This window comes from Providencia sp. PROV223, from assembly GCF_028479245.1.
GTDB lineage: Bacteria > Pseudomonadota > Gammaproteobacteria > Enterobacterales > Enterobacteriaceae > Providencia > Providencia rettgeri.
The window spans coordinates 40217-60992 of sequence record NZ_JAMPNG010000023.1 but is presented as its reverse complement, the minus strand read 5'-3'; the positions used below and the strand labels follow the sequence as shown (position 1 = coordinate 60992).

The following is a 20776-nucleotide window of genomic DNA, read 5'->3' as shown; positions in this document are numbered from 1 at the left end:
AGAGAAAACTAAATAGAACTGGCGGAAATCGCCAACAATCAATGTGGTTAAGCATGGTTATTTGCGGTGTTTAGCAAGTCCAGCAAGATACCAAGCCAGTGCATTCCCATTGTGGGAAATCACCTTCAGTGTCACCAAGTTCGCAATATGCGCCTCAACAGTGTGTGCCTGTGCCGCGCCCAATATATGGATTAAACTGCGACGTAACCCCGTAAGTTGCTTCGGAAAACCGTTGTTACGTTGGAAAAAGGGCGTTTTAAGTACCTTTTTGGTTTCCTCGAGCGAAAGTGCCACTTTTTGCTTGGTTTGAATGACCCCTTGCAGCGTACAAGATCGCCCGAGTTGTTTTACCGTATTCACTAAGGGCATCAGCCCTTTATCGTTAGTAAATACGGTAAAGTGACACGTTTTATCCGCTTGCTCATGTGCTTGACCTAAAGACCAGGCAAGGTGAAAGTCCACATTATTCTGACTAACTTGGCTCACTTTAATGATGTTGAGGATATAGCGCGTGGTTGTTTGTACGGGTAATTTGAGATTAGCTTGCTTGGGGCCTGCAAAAATAAAGACTTGCTGGTACTGCTCAAACGCTATCGACTCTAAATGTGGGACATTCTCTAAATCAATAAACGCCCATTGGATTTTGTCTGATGTAACTGGTTTTTCCATAGATAATCGACATCCTTAATCACCAAATTCACGGTCTCGGGATTTTTCCATCACCATTTCACGCTCTTGTTGGCGCAAAACGTCCCGTTGTTGTTGCTGATGCTCACGCTCAAACTGAACGGCCTTTTCAATGACTCGTTCTTTAGCCTCCATTAAGTCATGTTCCCCTTTCAGCAAACTGTCACGCTCTTGCGCCATCACCTGCCGCAGTTCGTCTTCGTTCAGTTCTGGCACTTTAGACTCGCTGCTCGCTTGCTGACGCAGGGCAGCTTCAGCCTCTTTTAAGGCTTTATCAATCGCCTGCTCCTCTGGGGTTTGCAGGGATTTCGGGTCACTGCCCGCTTTATCGGTTTGCGTGGCATTTGGGTTCGCATAGGCGTTATCCACTTCCCCTTGCGTAATTTTTTCAATCATGGCCGTGTGTAAACGTTCATCGGGATTGAGTTGCACCACCACACCTTGTTCAGGTTGCTGTGCCATCGTCTCAAAGGCGGACGCTAGACTGTTCACAATCACGGTTTGTCCGTTTTGACTCGGTTTCACAACAATAAATTGTGCCTGTTCACTCCCCAGTAAACGCCCTTCAGCGCGAAGCCCCTGCAATTTATCGCCCTCAAGTTCAATCGCTTGTAGCATCGTGCCTTGGGACTTGCCATGTTCATCAAAAGCGGGCCACGCCACATGCGCTTCGGGGTGCTTGGTGGACGGGTAAACAAACTTTCCTTCGTGTGACTCCCCCAACCCCATTTGGCGGCTTAACGCGCGACCAATCGCCGTATCATTAAGCGGTTTCGCATGGTCAAACAATTGATTACCCACTTTGGCGGCACGGTCTTGTTCAGCTAGCAACACGTCGTGCGCCGTCTGCCGGTTCCCTGGGTTCTCAATGGCTTTTGTCCATTTATCCAAGTCATCACTGTAGGTTTGAACATGCGCTTTAGTACGGGATAAAGCCACATACGCATCCCGCAAGGTGGCCAGCATGCGTCGTCCTGATTCGACACCCCCGAGGACAATCACATACAAACTACTTGCTCCTTGCGCTTTGTGTGCAGTGCCCGCATAACCGTAATCCAGATGTTGGTCAGTCAATTCGCTATTTGGGTTAAGTACGCGTGACTCGTCGCCCTTAGTAAGAGTGATTTGCCCGTGCTCATTGACTTCACTGACGGTCCAATCGCTGTTCATCACGCGTCCGCGCTCTTTGTCTGTGCGAGTGAAGTTGATTTTTTCCCCTGCATCGATATGACGGGATTCTTGGCGGTAAATACCAATATCTCGCAAGCTACTTTCAAAGGCCGAAAGTAAATGCCCTTTGCCTTGTTCATCAACCAGGGTCACAACTCCATCACTGACGCCCTCTCGGGTCACTTCAATCCGATAGTACTGCTCTTGTATGAGGGCAATTTTACCCACATGTGCCGCCATTCCCGCTGTTGATAGCAAGGATTCAGTTCGCGTACTCTCACGCACCAATATCGGGACGTCTTTTCCCCCTTGTAATTGTCCTTGCTCGACTAAAATTTGATGAATACCGCGATTAAGTTCATCTTTATCACGGTTGGTCTGCACCACAATCAGTGTCTCTTTTTGGGCTTCAGCCGTTCGCCCGCGATAGTCATCGAGAATATGTGTGATGACCTTGTCGCCTGAATTTATCACCGACTGTTCGGGGTGTTCCGCTCCCGCGCGACGGGGAACCACATCCGGTGTCACGCGATTCATCGTGGCCATAGCAGTTTGAATATTACCGGCTATGATGGCTTCAATGGCAGGACGAAGCTCGGGTCTTTGCCGTACAATTTCGTTCACAACCGCAGTCGTCAGCGCTGAACGGTCTTGCGCGAGGGAAAATGGGTCACCACTGTCCACCGACAATAACTGCGCCCTATCCCCTGAAATTGGCGCTCGCCCGCCACCTCGCCCAATCACGTCTAACACCTCAGTCATAATTTTGTTACCGACCATCGACCCTTCGTCGACTAAAAAGAGGGTGTTTTTAAAATCCAGTACCTCCCCTTGCTGTTGGCGTTGGTTCGCATCCATCAAAAAGGCATGCAAGGTTTGCGATTTCACCCCCACTGCCGCCATTTCGCCGACAGCTCGGTGTGTGGGCGCAAGACCTATCACTTCCGGTCGCTGCGTCTCAGGGAGTGTGTCCAGGGCCTTGAGAACAGCCTTCAGCTGGGTGGTTTTCCCCACCCCTGCATAGCCTTGTATGCCGACAAACTGGTCGCGAGTGGTTAAAATCAATGTTGTGGCGGCCTTTTGCCCCTCCGTTAGCCCTTCCAGTACGGTATCAGGGACAGATCCCATCAGTGGGGTTTGTGTTCCTTTGCCTGCTAAAATGGTGGTCAGGATTTGCTTTTCCATCTCCCAAGTACTGGCCGTCACGTAATGTTGCTGGGCGGCACCTTTACCACTGGTTACAGGGATGATGGCTTTTTGGGCGACTAAGCGGTCAAAGGCTTTCCCCAGCGATTGACTGTCGAGCGAGTTGTGTAATGGTAACGCTTTGGCAATCGCATCGAGGCGCGAGAAAAAAACCTGACTCTCTTGTGCTAACGCCATGCCTTGTTGCAGGGCTTTTTCGGGTTTAGACCATAACGCGTGCGCCGCATTATCGGCGGCTTGCTCAATCGCTTTGGCGTCCATTCCCTCAACCCCCGCTAACTGCCGTGCTTGCTGATAGACAGGCGAACGCGATAAACGACGCTCAGTTTCCATCTTATCCAGTGGCGTATACACGGTAATATGTTCACCACTGCGTGCAGCCGTATTGAGTAAGGTAGGCTGTGTATCACGCGCAGACGCGGCCAATAACACCGTGCCCGTATCGTTAGCCTGTTGCCCTGGGGCGGTAACATAGCTGTAATCAGCTTTGACGCCGTCCCGTACATCAATCCGATGCGTTTTGCCGTTGAAATTAACCATAATCGCATTTGGCATAAACCCAGTTACCGTGACAGCGTCACGTGCAGAGAGCTTATTTTGCTTCGCCAATATCGTTAATTGCTCACCTTGCTTGATGTCCATCGTTTGGCGCTGATACGCACTCCATTGGCCATCAAATTGCTGCGGTTTCATCACCTGCTTTTGCCCTTGGCTATCAAGTAAAGTGACCGACCGGGTTTCCGGCGTCACACGGTCAATGGTGTAGCGTTCAACCTCTTTCTTGTCCGCATTCCAACGCTCCATTACCATACCTTCACGGTAACTGTCGATTTGCTTGCGCGAATGGCTGTCGAGCCACACGGGTTTGAGCTGGGTCACCGTCACCGTTTTTTCACTGAGCATGCCGCGATCGGTGAGCGTTTGGCGAATGGTGTCGGTGACAATTTTTTGCTCCCGAACGCCACTGACCTGCGCAACCACGGGTTTCATGTCGCTGTGCAGCTGTGCATAATCCGCCGCCAGTGCCGCATAACGATGATTTTTATCGGGAATGTGTGCCGTTTTCACCGTTAAGACAGCTGAAGCCTCGCCTTGAAAACGAGGCACCCCCGCATCTTGTAAGGTGGCCAACACGTTCCCCGTGCCTTTGCGGCCGCCACTGTCCATCATGAGCACCTGCACATTGGCAGATTGGGCGCTTTCCAGTAGAGATAAGGCCGATTTCAATGACAGTTTTTCGGCATTGGCAACCACCAAAGTACTGTTGGGTTTAAGCGATTGACCATCACCCAGGGTCATTTTCGGCACATATGCAAAACGCTTATCATTGGCAAAGGCTTGACGACTGGTTGTATCAAGGGTCATCACTGCCACGTCACGCCCTTGTGATTGCCCCATCGTGACACTGTCTAATACCCCGTCTCGTTGCGCTTTACCTAGCCCTTGACTGGCAACAATCGCAATATTGGGTAACGTATCCGCCACTTTTTCCATCATGGGAGTAAGGGTTTCTGTCCGCGCTTGAAAACTGACCGTGCGGTTATGTTGCTTCATGTCGGTGGCGATTTGTTGTAACTTCAGCTCGTCCATCAAATGAATGGACGAGGTAAACAGCCCTTTTTTTTCATCCAGTGGGATAAGTTGACGCTGTTCAATCGCGACATCAATCGCTTCACGTACCTGGGCTATCATGCCCGCGCGGGCTTCTAGACCACCTAACGATTTAGCCAACACTTGGCTGTAAGTCATACTAAGCTGCTTATCACTGAGTAACGCGATCGCATCGGTGACGGCACGTGTAATATCGGGTTGGATCTCCCGTGACGTCGAACCTGCTTCCCCTTTGGCAAGGCGTTGCTCGGCTTCAGCGTAAAACGTTTTACGCGCTTCAGAACCAAAGCCATTTTTATCCAAGCGGTCAAACCAGTCGGTTAATAACTCACTTTTTTCAGGGGTTGTTTTGGCCTGACGGGTATCGAGGGCCGCGACATCACGGGATTTGAGTGAGGCTTCATGCCCCACCGCATCCATGATTTGGTAATGCCGCTGAGAAAAAGGCACAACAGGCACCCCTACGATTTCCCATAACCCATTTTTTCCCGTTTCATGGGTTTGCATGCCAAAGCTTTCGACTCGCTCACGTAGAGCATGGCGGTAGATTTGGCCAAGTGATACTTGTAATGCATAAACGGCTTCGCTGAAGCCACTTTTTTGTTGTGTATCACTGGATAAGGTACGCCACTCGCCATTGTGTTCGGTCATGTTCATCACAAGGGCATGCGTATGAACTAAGGGGTCGTGCTCGCGAGACGTATCATGGTTAAATGCGGCAATAACCAAATTTTGGGTCATTTCCAGCGAGGTTTTGCCGTCAACCATCACCCGCGTTGACGCGAGGCTCTCCACCTCTTTCAGGGCGACCTCGACGGCATGATTGTGCGCGTCAATCATGCGCTTATCACCCAGCACGAGTCCTAATACAGAAACACTTTTCGGTGCCGAAAACGTTAAGTCTTGCCCTTCACGGTGGACGTTTTTACCGTTTTCCATGCGCTCAAGACTTTGACCATTGGGTAAACGCCCCTCCAGGATCTCCCCCAGTTGGTCTTTCGTGACTTCGCCTTCTAATCCGAGCGATTTAGCGCCTTCACCCATCCAGCGCGCTTCAAGGTTACCGAGGAAATAATAATTATCTTCATGGGTATAATAATTTGCCGCATTATTCGCGATAGGTGCAACAGTCAGCATCACCACATCTCCGGTTCATCATGAGTATCATTACGGTTAGTCTGTTTCGAATGTGAAATATCGGAATGGCCTAAAATTTCCTTTTCTTCTTGCCGCATGCGTGTATAGCTGTCATACAGGTCTTGGGAGTTTTCCTCTGGTTCAATAACTGGTCCCAAAACTTCACCTGTTTCTGTATTCACCTTGACGTTATCAATGATGACCTCTTGCCCGCCTTGGGATTCCGGTGGATTGCCAGATGCTGCGGTTTCCGAAGTTATCGGAGTGGAGTTTTGTGTGACTGACTTCGGTGTGAGTTCAACGATAGACTGAGGTTGAGCAACGTCTGTAATGGTGTTGTTTTGTGTGGTCTCAACAGGCGTTTCAATCGGCTGACCGCTTATCAAGCTATCAATGACCTGATTGACGCCGTCAGGGAGTGTACCCATTTTTAATCGCTCGTTAATTTCAGCTTCAATCTCTTGGTCTAAGCTGTCATTAATCGCACGAGCGGTGAATTCGGCCGCAACAGGTTTGATTTTTTCATAGCGCATCGCATGTTTCACAACAGGATATTGACCCGGTAACGTGATATAACACGTTAAATCTGGTAACGATTGCACATCGGAGTAGTTAACTAAGTCACTGTCTTCTTGCTGCTTATTAAACGAAACCCCGTCACGTACCGTCTCTTTACCGTAACTGTATTGCTCACTGAAGCGTTTGATCCGCTCTTGCCCGAGTTGGTCACGTACCCACTTAGCGACACTTTCATCGGGTGACCGAAAGAATAAGCGCGTATTAAGCAAATCCATCAAACCATCAGCTTTATCACGACCATAAATGACATCTAATTGAGGTTTATTTTGAAAACCAAGCGCAAAACACCCACCAAATTTTCGGCCTTCTGATACCACTAACGGTAACTCGGGCAGTTGATGTAACTGAGCCATTTCATCGTAAACAAACCAAATACGTCGCTCGGGATTTTCCCCCATCTCTAATAAACAGTTAGCGGCTTGGGCTAACCACATGGAAATTAACGGTTTTAAGGATTCATGCTGGCGAGCATTACTTGTTACCCAGAGCCAACCATGTCGCTGTTTAGGCTCATTAACGGTTTTCATCCACTCACGTATGGAAAAAGGTTCCTTACCATTACGTTCTATACCTTGAAGATATCGCAAAGATTTAACATAGTTAGTCAGAACCCCTCGGATTGAAATGGCCGTTTTTTCCACTTTCTCTTCCATCAAGTTACTGGCTTCAGTACCTGCGACATAAGTTCGCAATGTTTTTAAATCAATCGCTAAAAGCGTCCGCAACAACTTGTTATAACTGCGTTTCGGGTCAGAACTGAGTTTATTGGCTACAGCCGTAAAGATGGTGCGCGCCGATCCTGTCCAAAAGGGATCTTCCGACGTACTTTGGGGAATAAGCGTATTCGCCATGCTGTCAAAATCGGGTGTCGTGAGACATTCCCGCCACAAATCCCAATTTTCACAACGTTCGTCTAATGGATTGAGCAATTTATCGATGTTTTCGTTGTAGTGCTTTTTGACCAGAGAACACCCCTTATCGAACACAATCACCATATCGCCCCGCTGACGTAATTGAATAAGCAGCTTATTGATTGCATTCGATTTCCCTGACCCAGGTGTGCCATGGAACAACATATTTTGAACTTCACTGTTGAGTTTCAATGGGAGCCCATCAAACGTGATCGGAGAGGCTTCACGGCGTGAATGGAGCATATTACGGACTAGCTTAATATCTTCCGTGAGTGTACGGCCACCAATGACATCGTCTTTGGCTTGACGCTGACCTAAACGGTGCAAAAAACGGTAAATAACAAAGGCGAGAATGCCGACAAACACGGAGGCCCACACAAATGAGAGCCAGAGTTCTTGCAGAAAGATGTCACCTGCATACATCATGTAGGGATCTTTTAAAATATTGGCCGACGTAAATCGAAAGAGTTGGCCATCAAAATGCACATCATAAAGCGGCGGAACTCGATATAAGGCTTTCTCGCCCGCAGACGTGAAATACAGCCACCAATACAGACCGCCATTTTTAATTTCTTGTAGAGGGACTTTTAAATAAAAAATTAAGGGTAATAAAATTAAATAAAAATTCACGAGCCAAAAAGAAATCCGTTTATTTACCTGCATGAACATGCCGAGCATATAGCTAAAGACTTGTCCACCCTGCGTAATATGCTTGGTTGAACTCATAATAAGATCACTCTGTCAAATAAAGAGAATATAGAGAGACGTACTCCCTACATATGAGATGAAAAATGAAAGGAATTATTTTTTAATGCTGAGTGATTTTTCTAACGCTTTGATTTTATCATGTGTCACAACAGCACAAAATGTAATCGCATATTCACGATCTCGACCATTCAGAAAAGCGGGTAAATTCAATTTCGGTAAAAACCGTTTTAATTTAATCAGTTCTTCAGCTATTTGGCGACTAGCTGATTCCGAGACTTGGTGGTAACTTAAATAAATGGGTAGATTTTGTTCGGTTGTATTATTGGGATATTTATCACCGACAATATAATCACTGCATTCTAAAATAAAATCAGTGTATTTGGGGATATATGTATCATCATTTTTTAATGTTGATGAGAAAGAAGTATGGGTAAATAAAAATAATAACAATGCGATCCCCACTTTATTCAGTGTTGATTTGTTCATGATAACCTCAAATTAGAATTCGATATAAAACGTAGGTAGGGTTAATTTAAAAACGTAATTATCTTAGGCGAGAACACTCTTGGCGCTCTATACAACTAACACAATGTTGCACACCGGTTAAGGCTATTCTGCGTGCAAGCGGAATACTCTCACCGCACTCGATACAAAATTTTGCACTTTGTCCGTGATACTGTGTACGTTGACTCAGCCTTAAAGACAGCAAAAACTCGCTCTCAGCTTGAGAGACATCAATTTCATCCGCCATTGGAAACCTCTTGAAACGAGAGGGACTATTCTCCTGAAAAATTTATTATTTAGGGGAATAGTCCGTTAACAAACGAAGTGCGTTAGGAATATTAGTTATTTACAAGGAAATTTTTCTTTTAATGCCAATAACGCTACAACAGCTATGGGTTCATCATCATTAACATTATTTATATTTAAATATTCATTTACATACTCTTGTAGTATATTCCGGTTGAATGAAAAATTAGGAGGTGGACAGTAAAAATTCTTTATTTTCTGAATGGTTACTTCCTTTTCATTATTAGCAATTTTTAATGCCCCCCCCGTAAAGAGAATTCCATCCAATAAACCATCAAAATATGCTGAAATTAATAACGATTCTTTTTCGTTATTTTCATATTTTTTAAGCTCAGTATAATTACCTACCGTCCAGGAACTACTCGAATAAGAGTTAAATGTTATAAATAAAAAAAATAAATAAATAATTTTTTTGTTAAACCATTTTATCATAATCATATGTACCATATACATTTCCATGTGAATCAAAAATATTATCTATCATTGGAAGTCCTGATGCAGGATTAACAAATGAGATATCATATTGAATCAATTGATTATTTGAAATATTAGAAGAATCATAGCCACTATAACTTTCAATCTGAAAATTTATATTTTCAAATAAGCTATCTCTTACTACAAAAAATTGATTATTAAAATTTAACCCTTCAAATTTGTCGCTCACACAGTTATTTTCTAAAACACTTTGACCATTCAAATTAGTGACCAAGCTTAATTTATCATAAAACCTGATTTTTTGTTTATTGCATTCACTCCATTTACGCCAAATAAAAACAAACCTAAAAACAAAAATATATTAGAAACCAAAATCAAATTTAAAATAATTTGCAACTCGTTCTCTCTCTCATTAATAATCACACTACATGCCACTAAGCCAATCAAAAACAATAAAGCCATTATATTTAAGTACCTAGTAATGCTTAAACCTTTAAATTTAAAACATTTATAGTACCTATATGTATACCCTAATGAAATAAATGTTAATAGCATAGTAATCAAGAAACATACTCCGCTATCAGCAATTACTATTTTTGTATGATTAGCAAAAACCACAATGCTAATAGAGAGTATTAAACAGTGAATAATAATTATTAATCTTCCAAGATTTATCATTTCACCTCCAATTTAATCACTATTCTTTTTATAATACTTTTCTGGACTCATAAAACCATTAGAGTCAGGTGTTTTTTCCACACGTCGAGTATCGGTAATTAGTCCTGCATCCATGTGTTTTTCCTTTTCTTTCTCCATTTTAACTTCATGCTCTTGTATTTTTTCTTGGTGGTTTAATTTGAGTTCATCATGACGTTGTTGAATTCCCACCGAACCTTGGTTTATTTCTCCTTTAACTGTACCAATTTCATCTTGATATTCCTTTTCTTTTTCGGTGACTTTTTGAGCAGTGTCATGTTTTATTCCTTCATTTTGACTGAGCCGATTAACATTTTGAACATGGCCATCATATTCAGCCATTAAACTCTCTCCTGAAGGGATATTTCCAGATGATGCCGTTTTATCCATGGCTACTACACTCGCCCGATTTTGAGCGTAATCATTTTTAACATTTGGAAGCAATCGATCATTAATAAAATCTTTTGCCAACGCTTCACGTTCTCTTGCAATCGACAAATCACTCGTATTACTTAAAATAGCATCAGCGCGACTTGGCACGGCTTGACGCACATAGTTGGCAAACTCTTGGTCTAAGTTACTGTCAATTTGTGCACTGTTATTCGTCACATAGCTGGCCATATCACTGTACTCTTGGCTCTCCGTCGTGCTGCGAGAATACTGCTCATATTGATTTTTAGCTGTATTCAGCGTTGCACTGAGCTGACTGATTTCCGAGCTGGCTTCATTATCGTGACGATTAGTCCCGTCGGACAATTTACTGCTATTGAGTAACTCGATCCCCTCATTAAAATCTCTTGTAGCCTGTGCACTCTGTTCATTTCGTGCATCTTGATGCCTTGCGTCTCGCTCTTGTGTGCTGGTTTGCCTGCTATCCGTATCCCTTGTATTACCATCAACATAGCCTCCCCCGCCAATACCTGCAATAGAAAAACCACCCTCAGCTTTCGCACCGAGTGTTTTAGACTTATCAAAACTGTTACTTAATAGCTTTGATAGAGCCTCTTCTTGTGAACTATTCTCCATTTTAGCAACTGAATTTACGGCATTCTGAATTTTTCTGTAACCTTCGCTCTGATTGCTGCTTATCCCCTTGTCCGTCATGGATGAAACAGTTGCGCTATTGCCGAAGTTTTTACTAAATTGAGCTAATTGATTGGTTGCCACATTGACCGAACTTTGGAATGCACTCATGGCTTGCGCAGCTGTTGTTTGTGCATTCCGCGCACTTTGCTGTAGCGAGCTCACCATCGCCTCACTGCCTTTAATGGAAACAGGTAAGCGTGACATTGCACCACTGGTATCCATGATTTCTTGGCCACCACTGGTCACCGTGTTCGTTGCACCGCTAGCGAGCTGGCGAGACATTTGTCCATCACGGAAACTCGAGTTGGTATCCCACTTATTGCCCGCTACATTATCCGTTTGCATATTATTAAACGCCCACGTTCCATCTGCAGCTTGTGATGAACTTGCCGAAGCCGAACTGTTAATGGCCGTACCAAGATAGTTCCCCGCTTGTGCAACAGCGGGCCCTAACCCTTTCACTATCGCCATGGCAATAAAGGGAATAGACAACGTTAGCCAACCCGCAATTAGCCCAATATCACTGTGAATTTGCTGAATATGCGCCTGGTTCGCTAGGTTGAAATCCAATCCATTGGTTTGCCCACGCAAATAAAAACTCGTTGCATGATTGAGTATGGCGAACATCGGTGCCCAGGATTGCAGATAAATAATGGACATGATGTAGTTAAATAACATGCGCGTCGTCAGCGCATGAACGGTCATCAGCAAGATAAAAATGGGAAATAACGCCACAATTAACGAAAACAGAATGGTATACAACAACGGCGTAAAATTGGTCGCCACCGTTGTTGATGTGGCCCATGAAAGCCGCATTTTGTTATACGATGATGTGGAGGCTAAATTCACTAAACTGGCCGTATCACCACTTTGTGCACTGTATCCAGCAATCCCTTGTTTAAGGGCATTCATTACCACGGAACTTCGCATTAACTGACTGGCAGTTTCACTGCCTGAGTAGTAATAACTGTAACTGTCCCCAAGCATGGCGGTAAACAACACATTCGCATCAGGACGACCACCAAAGATACGCTTGACGGTATATACCCACGTTTCCCCACCTGTTTCCGTATCGACACCAATCGCGGGCATTAGTACGCGTTTAGCTAAGTCTTCACATGTCCAAAACCCCGCGGGTTTAGCTTTTTTATTTCCCTCGGGAACCATGACTCCGCGTAAAGGACTCGGTTTCTGGAAAACCAGGAGGTAGGGGTCTCGGGTATTCATCAGTTCTTGAAAGGAATATTTGTGATTAATCAGAATATCCCCGATGACACAGTTTTTGGTGTACAAACTCATTAATTCAGCAATATCGCCATCCGTCGACATGATATCACTGAGATTCCCCACCAAATTTGCCCCAAATAACATGCCCGTTTTACTGTAACTCAATGAGTCTGGCATATGGAAAATCGACTCATACAGCTCCGTTAAACTCGTACCAATCGAACTAATCATATGCGCAGGGGCAGCTAACCCGAGGGGGACATTATCGACTAAATAGACACCGAGAGGGTCAGTTCGGTCAATGATTTGCACAGAACGCTTAGGCCCAAGGAGCACACTGGAAACCAAAATAATGTAAGCGGCAAACTTAATAACCTCCTTCGGGTCATGCCCTCGCAGATACACCACAAAAAAGGAGGCAGCGGAAATCAGCAACGCAATGCGGAACATGGATTCCCACGATGAAGAGCCCACAATCGCTGCTACGCCATTGAAGACCTGCATTAGGTATTCACCACCGCCTAAAACATACACCGTATCGATAGACGCCATCTTCATCACCCTCCCTGATTTGATTTTTGTTCTGGGGTAAACATATTGAAATGATAATTACGCTGGTAACGCTCTTGTAATTGACTGGACGTCTGCTGACGCAAATAACTCATCTGCCGCTCCATTTCCATCAACACATTGGCTTTCACTTCAACTTGACGTTGTAAGTCTTCCAATTGACGGCTGGCCTCGGCAACGTTTTTACGCAAAACATCCAACGGTTGTTCAGGAAAGTTACGGTTTCCCAAGGCAATTTTGGCTTGGTCAATCAACTCAAGTAGGTATTGGAGTAAAATGTCATACGCAATGTAATCTGACAGCGCGGGCAAGATGGACACATTGATATTGAGCTGCATTGGGTCAACCAAATACTTCAAAATAGGCACCGACGTACTTTGAATAAATCCTTTCTCACCCAGAGTTAAAGCAATGTCATCTTTCAATTTGCTTTGAATTTGCTGAATGATTTTTTTGACTAAAGAATTCAAGCCATTGTCTTTACTGATGGTGATGGTTTTCTTCTTCAGCTGGAGACAGCCATTAACGGATACACACCCTTCGATACTGATAGTGCCGCCGTACATTAATGCTTTAATTAACTCCTGACGGTTTACTTTAGGAACGGTCGTGGTCACATCGCCATTGTCTTTACCAAAAATTAATGTGCCAGTGAGGTTCATAATCAGCTCTTTGAGCTCGTTATCCCCATCCAACATTTTGTTGCTGTTAAGCACTTCCCACATGAGATTTTTATTTTGAATGATTTGGTCTTTCATGTTTTCAGGGGCACGGTTAAACGCATCATTCATTTTTCCCCCGACAGTACAACCCTGGCGAGATGCCGCCCAATCTGCAAACATATTGGTTTGCCCTGCAATATCTTGGCAGATTTTTTGCGACTGTACGGTGTTAGTTGGCCATAAGCCGCCCACAATACCTTGCGCAGCTTGGCAGGAAGAGATATTCATACTGTTAATACCGGAAATCATGTCTTGTAAGAAATCTTTGGCAGATTTCAGTTCGGGCACCGTGGTTTGCAACGCCAAGTCAAAGAAATAACCGGTGGAGTTTTGCATTAATTGTTTCACAAACTGCTGAAGCTGCTCACCGTTGATATAAGAGAATGACCCCAAATACGCATCAATCCCCCCACACCCTGCATTGATATTGGGCGGGGTAAATGAAGCGATTTGCAGTTGTTTAACTTGATTGCGAATAAATAAGTTGCCGCCCGTGGCATAGCCTGCGGCTTGCCCTTCCCATGCGCGGGCTTCAGTCGCATTCCCTTCAAAACCCAATTTATTGAAGAAGTTATTCATATCGCCATTCACATTGGCAACTGCCACCGTGTGGCTGAATAACGCCGAGCACATGGCAGCAATGAGTCCTTTACGCATTGGAGCCTCCGCATTGAATATCAACATGCCGACACATCACATAGGCAGGGTTTATCGCACTATTCTGGTAAGGAATAGGGTTAATTAAATCATTCATTGTGGTAAACCTTATTGAGTGCCATCACCCGCAAACTATTGCGTGTCGGCATTAAATTTAAACGTGAGATTAAAGGGATATAACGAACGAAATGGCTTTATTCGATTGAAGAATGAAAACCAAAACTAGATTAGTTGAATGTTTTCAATAACAGATCAATCAGCGGGTCAATGATGTGATAATCTCGCTTTTTCATTTCGCCAACTTCTTTTTAAGGCGATATACCCCAAACTCGAGATAACAAAGATTCAATATTGTGATGACCAGGATCGTCATGTGTTTGATTGCCATTCCCCAAAAACAATACGGAACAACATACATGACCACATTCCAAAGATCTTTAAACCTTAATAGTTCATCCGGAACGTCGGCTTTATCAGAAAATACAAACATAAACTGCCACTGCATCAATATCCATAACGCAACTCCCGCCGCGAGATACCCAATCAAATTGAGAAAACTGTCATAGTTGCGTTCGGCAATGATTTTTTGGTCTGCAGTGGCTTCCTCTATTTGTGTTTTAATTCTATTTTTCTTTGCTACCTCTTCCTGTAGTGGTGCTTTCATTTCTGGAATATTCACTGTATTTGAATGAGATTGCGTCATATTTTTACTCTCTGCGTTGTATTATTAGGAACAAAGAATACCCTCTATCCCTTTATTGTGTTGCTAACATCAAGTTACTGTTAACACGATTCATCACATCTTGCATATCGGTCAGCCCTTGCAAAAGGGGATAAGTGCGTAGCGTATTCACGTCCACCAAAAAAACCGTGGGCGTGATGACTTGTAACCCTGTTCCAAAAAAAGACTGCACTACCTCAGGCGGCGCGGGAATGGCATTCGGAAAAGCCATATCCCCTTTCCCATCGAGCGTATACGGGAATACACTTAATCCCGTTTGTGCAGATAACAACGCAAGTTGTGGGTCAAATTGATGACAATACGGACAACTCGACTGCATAAAGAGAACCAACGTATAATCATTCAAATTCACCACGTTGCCATTGGGTAACGAATACGGTTTCACTGGCGGTTTTGCGGGAATAACAGTTTCAGGCTCGGATGCTTCAGTGCCAATGTGAGATTGAGAGTTGGCCTCCATTTTATGGGACTCTAACGCGGCAATTTCATCCATCACACTTGCCTGAGCCGCACTGAAACTAAACAGCAAAAAGGAAAAAAGTAACGCTCTCATGGATGTTTCTCCTTATTTCCGCCGCCCTGAAAAGCTTGCCAGGCACGAACAGCCGCATACAAAAATCCGGCCACACCAACTGCGACACCGACGGCAAAGATAAAGACCGTCCCCATATCTTGTACCCATTGAAGGGTTAACAGTAAATCGTCAGTGATACTGGCTTTACGCACCTTCAGTAACACTTCAATCAAGCCCCAAAACACCACGGCCGCTATCATGAGCGCAATGCCGACATACAATAACGCATTCTCAATTAATCGAGCTTTTAAGGTTCTTTCCATCATTTTATTCTCAATAGTTCGGGGTAAAATCGGTCGCAATATCTAAAAAGCGACGTTCTAGCGCATCTTGCGTCATAAAACCGTAGGCCAACGGCTGGTAAGATTCGTTTTTCGGGTCAACCAAGAACAGGGCAGGAAAATGGGTGATTTGCATTTTTGCCACTTGCCCGTTGTCTGGCTTGGTGTTCGGCAATTGCTGGCTACGCTGACCATCCACCGATATAGGGATAAGCACAACCCCGTGTTGTTCAGCAAACTGCGCCACCACACTGGCTAACTGGTTATCCAACGGCTCACCGCCACGATAGAAGAAAAACAATCCGTACTGAGAGGCTAACTGCGAAATAGCCTGTTTTTCTTTATTACGTACTGTGGATAGCTGCTGAGGCACCGTGCTGTTATAAAAGGAATGCTCTAAGTTGTAATCAAGTGCAGGATGTAGCAGCAAGGCTTTTTGCACAGAGCGCTCAAACTTTCCAGATTGATTGAGCCAATACCGCTGAAGTGCCACGAATTTCGCGGCATTCTCAGGGGTTGGTTGCATAATCGCCGTGTCTAACGCTTCTGCGGTTAGCTTTTGCATGACCTTTTTTTGTAAGGTCGGTGATAACGTCGAAAGCGGAATTTGCTCTGGCTCTGGCGGCTCCTCATCCTCTTCAGGCTGCGGTTCGTTATACCAGTGCCAACCAACGATAGGTTCATCCACATACGTTCGCGTTTCTGCTTGTTCGCTATGGTTGGCTAACACGCTTCCTGGTATCGCCAAACTGACAAGCGATATTAATACAATCTGTTTCATCCTAGCCCTCCCTGACCTTGTAGGCCATTGGCGATTTGATTTTTCACGCGGTCAATCAATTCTTGGTCAGCCGGAATATCGGTGCCGGACTCCAAATCAGAATAGAAATCCGCAAAGTTCAGTCGGTCAAAGTTAATGGACTGCAACTCATCGACGGTGATACCGCGACAGTCACTGTTTTTGGCGCTACCAAAACCAATCCGTAACTGCCCGCCACGCCCTTGCTCTTGCACGATTTTGGCCAATTTACTGTCAAACACGCAGTAGGCTTCTTTCTTCTGAAGACACACCCCGAGGACTTTATTTGAGCAATATGAACCGACATAAATGGTGAGATTGCGACTTTTGGCTTTACCGAGGGCTTTTTCTTCACTGTCACAGTGCGCTAAGCCAACATCGTTACCCCAGCCACCACTTTTGCAACAATTACTGAAACCCATTGCCGCTTTACGACAGGTGGTGCGCTTACCCGTAAACGCCTTCACATTGACATCATTAAGCTCCGCCACATCTTCTCCTGCGGCGGCTACTGCGGCTAACGCCGACACCGCTTTTTGGAAACTGTTCGCCTTGTCATTCTTAATTTGGTCGCACTCTCCGCTGGCACAAATCAGCTCTGTCCCGCAAAGCTGGGCGGTGCCACTTAAGCCCTTCTGGCATGAAAAGGTCGCCTGCTCTCGAAGACAAGAGCCGCTCACGGACTCCTGACACACCGTGCCAACTAACGTACAGGCTTTATTACTCATATATTGTTGGCAACTGCCGTTATCCGCGCTTTGTGAGACATAGGTGTCTTTATATGCCCAACAATCACTGTACAAGGTGAAACTTTTTCCCCCATACGTGACGGTCTTCGGCCCGCCTTTCTCCGTACACTGCGTTGCTATCTTCACCTCTTCGGATTTATCAAAGGGACACACTTCCGTCCAAATGATTTCGGGGTTGGCTTCCACATCATCGTATTCATACGTGAAGGTGACATTCACGTTAAAGCCGCCTCTATAATTGTTGCCATAGTATTTCGAAGTTTTGGTTAATAAGAACTTTTGCCCTAACGTCACCTCCTGATTGACCGCAAATGACGTGTGAATTTTTCCCACACCGTCATGGGTATAGTAACTACAGTGTTCATTCTCCCCGCCCGAGCAGTGACTCGACGCATAGGGTAACTTCACTATCGTGACCGGAAAGGTTTTTCCAAAAAACTGCATTTTTTCGTCTATTGAACTTCGACATGTCTGCGCACTGTCTCGTTCATCACAGTAATTGTAATTGTGGGGAATAAGCACTTGGTCAGAATCTAGTGACACCGAAATGAGCTTGCCCGCATCAGGCGAGGCAAAATCATGCCGATAGGCCGCGGGGCGCGCTTGCCTATTCAACTCTAGCCATACGGTTTTCGTCACTTTACGGGTCTTTTTCACGATTTTGGCATTGAGTTCAATTCGTGCGGTTCGCGTGCAAGCTAATTCCACCGCGGGTGTACGCTCACATTGATGACTGGTAAACTCCGTTTTATCGAGTGCCACTTCTTGGCAGAGCCCCGTGTCTCCACCCGTGATATCTTCGGCTTTATCCCGCATATCCAGCCCTCCTTTAATAAAGGGGGCATCCAAATCCAGCTTATCTTCTGGCTTATTTTTAATCACCTCCATGGTCAGCTGTCCCGCCTCATTACTGTGCAAGGCTTTGCTCCCCGCCTGCTCTAACCCACCACTTCCGCCCGACGTCACCCCGCCGTAATAGCCGCTTTCTGACGGGTTAGCGGTATAATTCGGGATAATGTCGGCAGGGTTCGTATTCTTTATGGTGTCAGTTCCTTTGTTTTTTATGCCGCTGGCAAATTCCGACCCCGCGTTATAATCCGAGTTCGCCAAACTAAGTGACAAAAAACCAATTCCACACACCGCAATTAATAACCGTTTCATTGCCGCGCCCTCGATGCCAACCAGTCACGGGCAACCTGATAACAATCGCCACTATTGGCAATCCGCTCAATGGCCGAGACCAAACGAATATTGCCGTACATCACATCAAAGCCTTGTTCACAGCGCACGACCAGTGCGGGCACTTGTGTAATGCCGTATTGGGCAAAGGTTTTTGGGTCGATTTGTACGCCCCCTTCCCCGCTATCTTTGGTTAATTCAAATACCGCCGTGGCGGTTTTGCGAAAGTCATTGTCAATCAAGCCATTAATCAAGGTGGGGATACCAAGCTGCGTGGCTTCAGGCACCATCTGTTTGAGCCCCGCTTCGGGAATAGAAAACGACACAAAGTAGACAAAGGGGCTTTCCTGCTCAGTTTGTGCTTTAGCCGCATCCGCGGCGTGTTGCTGCGCTTGCTGCTGTTTGGCCAATAAATTATCAATCCAGGCTTTATCCTTGGCGGAGATTTCAGGGGGCTTAACCCCCTCAGGCGGCAAGGACTGTTCGAGCAAGGCCGCGCTTTGGTCACGCAGCTGCTCTAAAAACTGTTGGTCATCCGTTAAGGCATAACCAACTGGCGCAAGCACCAAGCTTACGAATAAGAAGAAAACGGATTTCATGAAAGTACCTCGTGTTAGAGGAAAACGCAGTTACGTTTACGCCAGATGAGATAACCGAAGTTTTTATGACTGTTGGGTGAGGCGTGCCCCGTTTGCCAGCGCATCACCGAGCGACCAAAGGGATGACATTGCCCTGTATCCGGGTACATATTGACCATCTGATAGCGATAGCGGTCTTTCGGGATAATCGGGGACGGGTAGGTGTAACACACCTCCTGATTTTTCCCGACACTGTTCATCACCAAACCTTGCCGATGTAACTTAAACGCCATGCGCTCAGAAAGTAGAACCGAAGACGCTTGGGGGCTGAATTCATTACTGGTATACCCCGTAAACGGATACATACTGCCTTGAGAACCCGCACACCAAAAAAGCGCATTTAAGGGCTTACTGCCAATACTGGCAATCGCATCGGCGGCACACGCCCCTTGAGCAATGGGATTGGCAAATACAAACGCTTCAGGGGCAATAATCGACGACAACGAACTGTCGTTCCATAAAGGGTCTAACTCGGACAAATAAGCAATATCCATATCCCCTCGCTCTAAACAGCCTGCCGAAGTGATGATATTGAGCCAATAGGTCAGCGGGTATTTGTACCAATGCACATGGTAGAACGCCCCTTGGGTCGCGGGGTCATCCTGTGTGCCTTTACCCGCACCCATCTTGCCAACATTGATATTAAAGCCCCCTAAATTCACCATGCAATACGGTGAACGGGTCACATCCGTCAGGGCAAATGGCTCCCAATAGCCAATGGCGAGACCAATGCGATATAAAATCCCCATCGGGCAAATCTGGATAGGACTGGACGGGTTTTCTGTATCCGGCGCCACACCTGGAAATACAGGCACATTGCCAATGGTCATCGGGAACAAACAATCCCAGCAAATATCGGTGATCGGGTTAACAAAATTTCCCTCACATAACGCATCGGCTTTGGCTGGCGTTGTCACTGTTACATAACCCAGTACACACACACTCAATAGCCAACGGGTAAATTTATTCATCGCCCCTCCTGCATCGCGGCTGAGACGATTTTGAGTTTTTCACCTTCTTGTGTCACCTCTGCCGGAATGTACTGAAGCCCGAGTTGACGACTTAAACTGCCCCCTTGGTCAAAGAACACACGGGTATTCAGCGCCTGCGTGGCCTCCTTGATATTGCCGTTGGTTAATATGACTTTGTAGCGCAAGGTGGCGGGTTGCTGCGCATTCATCCACGCGATTTGGCGCGGATCATCCGCATCTAAAAAATACAGGGTTTGCCCGAGTGCCACGTGACTCAGCGGGTTTATTTTGTCGCCTTGACGGGCAAACATCACACCATTGTGGTCAGCATAATCCCCTTGAACCGTAAACGTCGGGTCGTACCACAGCGTATGTGCTTCCGTATCGGGACTGAGCCAATCCACAGGCGGTGGACGCAGGGTATTTTCAATCACACGATCTTTAAAATCTTGCTGCATCTGCGCAATTTCCCCTGTACCCTCCATTTGTTTTAACCGCCCCTGGATAAAGTCCAACATGCTTTGCTCTTGAACGGGATTGACATCCCCCCATACACCGAGATCTTTGGCAGTAACAAGGCAGGGTAAACAGAACAATACCGCTAACGTAGACTGTCGAATTCGCTTCATCT

18 protein-coding genes are annotated in these 20776 nt (G+C 45.7%); all 18 read right to left on the bottom strand.

The genetic code is table 11. From position 1 onward, the window contains the following. Positions 1-57: 57 nt before the first annotated feature. The 18 genes from PR767_RS19225 to traW all read right to left on the bottom strand — a co-directional run bounded on the left by PR767_RS19225 (position 58) and on the right by traW (position 20774). On the bottom strand, positions 58-669 hold the full coding sequence (locus tag PR767_RS19225) for a PIN domain-containing protein (protein WP_272520816.1): 612 nt from the start codon (positions 667-669) through the stop codon (positions 58-60). 15 nt (positions 670-684) lie between these two features. Next, positions 685-5811, bottom strand: coding sequence for a conjugative transfer relaxase/helicase TraI (traI, locus tag PR767_RS19220; protein WP_272520815.1), 5127 nt, complete (start codon positions 5809-5811; stop codon positions 685-687). Then, the gene (gene traD, locus PR767_RS19215; protein WP_272520814.1) at positions 5811-8027 is read right to left on the bottom strand and encodes a type IV conjugative transfer system coupling protein TraD; all 2217 of its coding nucleotides are present in this window, start codon (positions 8025-8027) and stop codon (positions 5811-5813) included. Before traD ends, traI begins: the two co-directional genes overlap by 1 nt. 75 nt (positions 8028-8102) lie before the next feature. Beyond that, positions 8103-8495: a hypothetical protein gene (locus tag PR767_RS19210; protein WP_272520813.1), complete on the bottom strand. Its 393-nt coding sequence runs from the start codon at positions 8493-8495 to the stop codon at positions 8103-8105. Positions 8496-8553: 58 nt separating this feature from the next. Continuing rightward, positions 8554-8760, bottom strand: a complete 207-nt coding sequence (locus PR767_RS19205) for a TraR/DksA C4-type zinc finger protein (protein ID WP_272520812.1) — start codon at positions 8758-8760, stop codon at positions 8554-8556. A 95-nt stretch (positions 8761-8855) separates the two neighbouring features. Further along, entirely contained in the window at positions 8856-9266 is a 411-nt protein-coding gene (locus PR767_RS19200) for a hypothetical protein (protein ID WP_272520811.1), read from the bottom strand. After that, positions 9235-9483, bottom strand: coding sequence for a hypothetical protein (locus PR767_RS19195; protein WP_272520810.1), 249 nt, complete (start codon positions 9481-9483; stop codon positions 9235-9237). The genes PR767_RS19200 and PR767_RS19195 overlap by 32 nt, the downstream gene beginning before the upstream one ends. Positions 9484-9530: 47 nt before the next feature. Then, positions 9531-9932, bottom strand: coding sequence for a hypothetical protein (locus PR767_RS19190; protein WP_272520809.1), 402 nt, complete (start codon positions 9930-9932; stop codon positions 9531-9533). A gap of 12 nt (positions 9933-9944) precedes the next feature. Then, entirely contained in the window at positions 9945-12821 is a 2877-nt protein-coding gene (gene traG, locus PR767_RS19185) for a conjugal transfer mating-pair stabilization protein TraG (RefSeq protein ID WP_272520808.1), read from the bottom strand. After that, a complete protein-coding gene (gene traH, locus PR767_RS19180) occupies positions 12821-14212 on the bottom strand; it encodes a conjugal transfer pilus assembly protein TraH (protein WP_272520807.1) in 1392 nt (463 codons plus the stop codon). Before traH ends, traG begins: the two co-directional genes overlap by 1 nt. Positions 14213-14501: 289 nt before the next feature. Continuing rightward, a complete protein-coding gene (locus PR767_RS19175) occupies positions 14502-14915 on the bottom strand; it encodes a hypothetical protein (RefSeq protein ID WP_272520806.1) in 414 nt (137 codons plus the stop codon). Between the two features lie 52 nt (positions 14916-14967). Continuing rightward, a complete protein-coding gene (trbB, locus tag PR767_RS19170) occupies positions 14968-15507 on the bottom strand; it encodes a type-F conjugative transfer system pilin assembly thiol-disulfide isomerase TrbB (protein WP_272520805.1) in 540 nt (179 codons plus the stop codon). Continuing rightward, positions 15504-15794 (bottom strand): hypothetical protein, encoded by a 291-nt coding sequence (locus PR767_RS19165; protein WP_110592959.1) that lies wholly within the window; start codon positions 15792-15794, stop codon positions 15504-15506. Before PR767_RS19165 ends, trbB begins: the two co-directional genes overlap by 4 nt. Before the next feature lie 7 nt (positions 15795-15801). Beyond that, on the bottom strand, positions 15802-16590 hold the full coding sequence (traF, locus tag PR767_RS19160; RefSeq protein ID WP_272520804.1) for a type-F conjugative transfer system pilin assembly protein TraF: 789 nt from the start codon (positions 16588-16590) through the stop codon (positions 15802-15804). Next, positions 16587-18518, bottom strand: coding sequence for a type-F conjugative transfer system mating-pair stabilization protein TraN (gene traN / locus PR767_RS19155; protein ID WP_272520803.1), 1932 nt, complete (start codon positions 18516-18518; stop codon positions 16587-16589). The genes traF and traN overlap by 4 nt, the downstream gene beginning before the upstream one ends. After that, positions 18515-19135 carry a type-F conjugative transfer system pilin assembly protein TrbC gene (gene trbC / locus PR767_RS19150; RefSeq protein ID WP_272520802.1) on the bottom strand — a complete coding sequence of 207 codons (621 nt, stop codon included), beginning with the start codon at positions 19133-19135 and terminating at the stop codon, positions 18515-18517. The genes traN and trbC overlap by 4 nt, the downstream gene beginning before the upstream one ends. Before the next feature lie 14 nt (positions 19136-19149). Further along, complete coding sequence (traU, locus tag PR767_RS19145) at positions 19150-20145, bottom strand: conjugal transfer pilus assembly protein TraU (RefSeq protein WP_272520801.1); 996 nt, start codon at positions 20143-20145, stop codon at positions 19150-19152. After that, a complete protein-coding gene (gene traW / locus PR767_RS19140) occupies positions 20142-20774 on the bottom strand; it encodes a type-F conjugative transfer system protein TraW (RefSeq protein WP_272520800.1) in 633 nt (210 codons plus the stop codon). The genes traU and traW overlap by 4 nt, the downstream gene beginning before the upstream one ends. Positions 20775-20776 lie beyond the last annotated feature (2 nt).

Excerpts from the sequence above, each read along its gene's own strand:
- traD (WP_272520814.1), bottom strand. The coding sequence starts at position 8,027 with ATGAGTTCAACCAAGCATATTACGCAGGGTGGACAAGTCTTTAGCTAT.
- PR767_RS19200 (WP_272520811.1), bottom strand. The coding sequence starts at position 9,266 with ATGGTACATATGATTATGATAAAATGGTTTAACAAAAAAATTATTTAT.
- traF (WP_272520804.1), bottom strand. The coding sequence starts at position 16,590 with ATGAAACAGATTGTATTAATATCGCTTGTCAGTTTGGCGATACCAGGA.
- traW (WP_272520800.1), bottom strand. The coding sequence starts at position 20,774 with ATGAAGCGAATTCGACAGTCTACGTTAGCGGTATTGTTCTGTTTACCC.
- traU (WP_272520801.1), bottom strand. The coding sequence starts at position 20,145 with ATGAATAAATTTACCCGTTGGCTATTGAGTGTGTGTGTACTGGGTTAT.
- trbB (WP_272520805.1), bottom strand. The coding sequence starts at position 15,507 with ATGAGAGCGTTACTTTTTTCCTTTTTGCTGTTTAGTTTCAGTGCGGCT.
- PR767_RS19190 (WP_272520809.1), bottom strand. The coding sequence starts at position 9,932 with ATGATAAATCTTGGAAGATTAATAATTATTATTCACTGTTTAATACTC.
- PR767_RS19205 (WP_272520812.1), bottom strand. The coding sequence starts at position 8,760 with ATGGCGGATGAAATTGATGTCTCTCAAGCTGAGAGCGAGTTTTTGCTG.
- PR767_RS19165 (WP_110592959.1), bottom strand. The coding sequence starts at position 15,794 with ATGATGGAAAGAACCTTAAAAGCTCGATTAATTGAGAATGCGTTATTG.
- PR767_RS19210 (WP_272520813.1), bottom strand. The coding sequence starts at position 8,495 with ATGAACAAATCAACACTGAATAAAGTGGGGATCGCATTGTTATTATTT.
- trbC (WP_272520802.1), bottom strand. The coding sequence starts at position 19,135 with ATGAAATCCGTTTTCTTCTTATTCGTAAGCTTGGTGCTTGCGCCAGTT.
- traH (WP_272520807.1), bottom strand. The coding sequence starts at position 14,212 with ATGCGTAAAGGACTCATTGCTGCCATGTGCTCGGCGTTATTCAGCCAC.
- PR767_RS19225 (WP_272520816.1), bottom strand. The coding sequence starts at position 669 with ATGGAAAAACCAGTTACATCAGACAAAATCCAATGGGCGTTTATTGAT.
- traG (WP_272520808.1), bottom strand. The coding sequence starts at position 12,821 with ATGAAGATGGCGTCTATCGATACGGTGTATGTTTTAGGCGGTGGTGAA.
- traN (WP_272520803.1), bottom strand. The coding sequence starts at position 18,518 with ATGAAACGGTTATTAATTGCGGTGTGTGGAATTGGTTTTTTGTCACTT.
- PR767_RS19175 (WP_272520806.1), bottom strand. The coding sequence starts at position 14,915 with ATGACGCAATCTCATTCAAATACAGTGAATATTCCAGAAATGAAAGCA.
- traI (WP_272520815.1), bottom strand. The coding sequence starts at position 5,811 with ATGCTGACTGTTGCACCTATCGCGAATAATGCGGCAAATTATTATACC.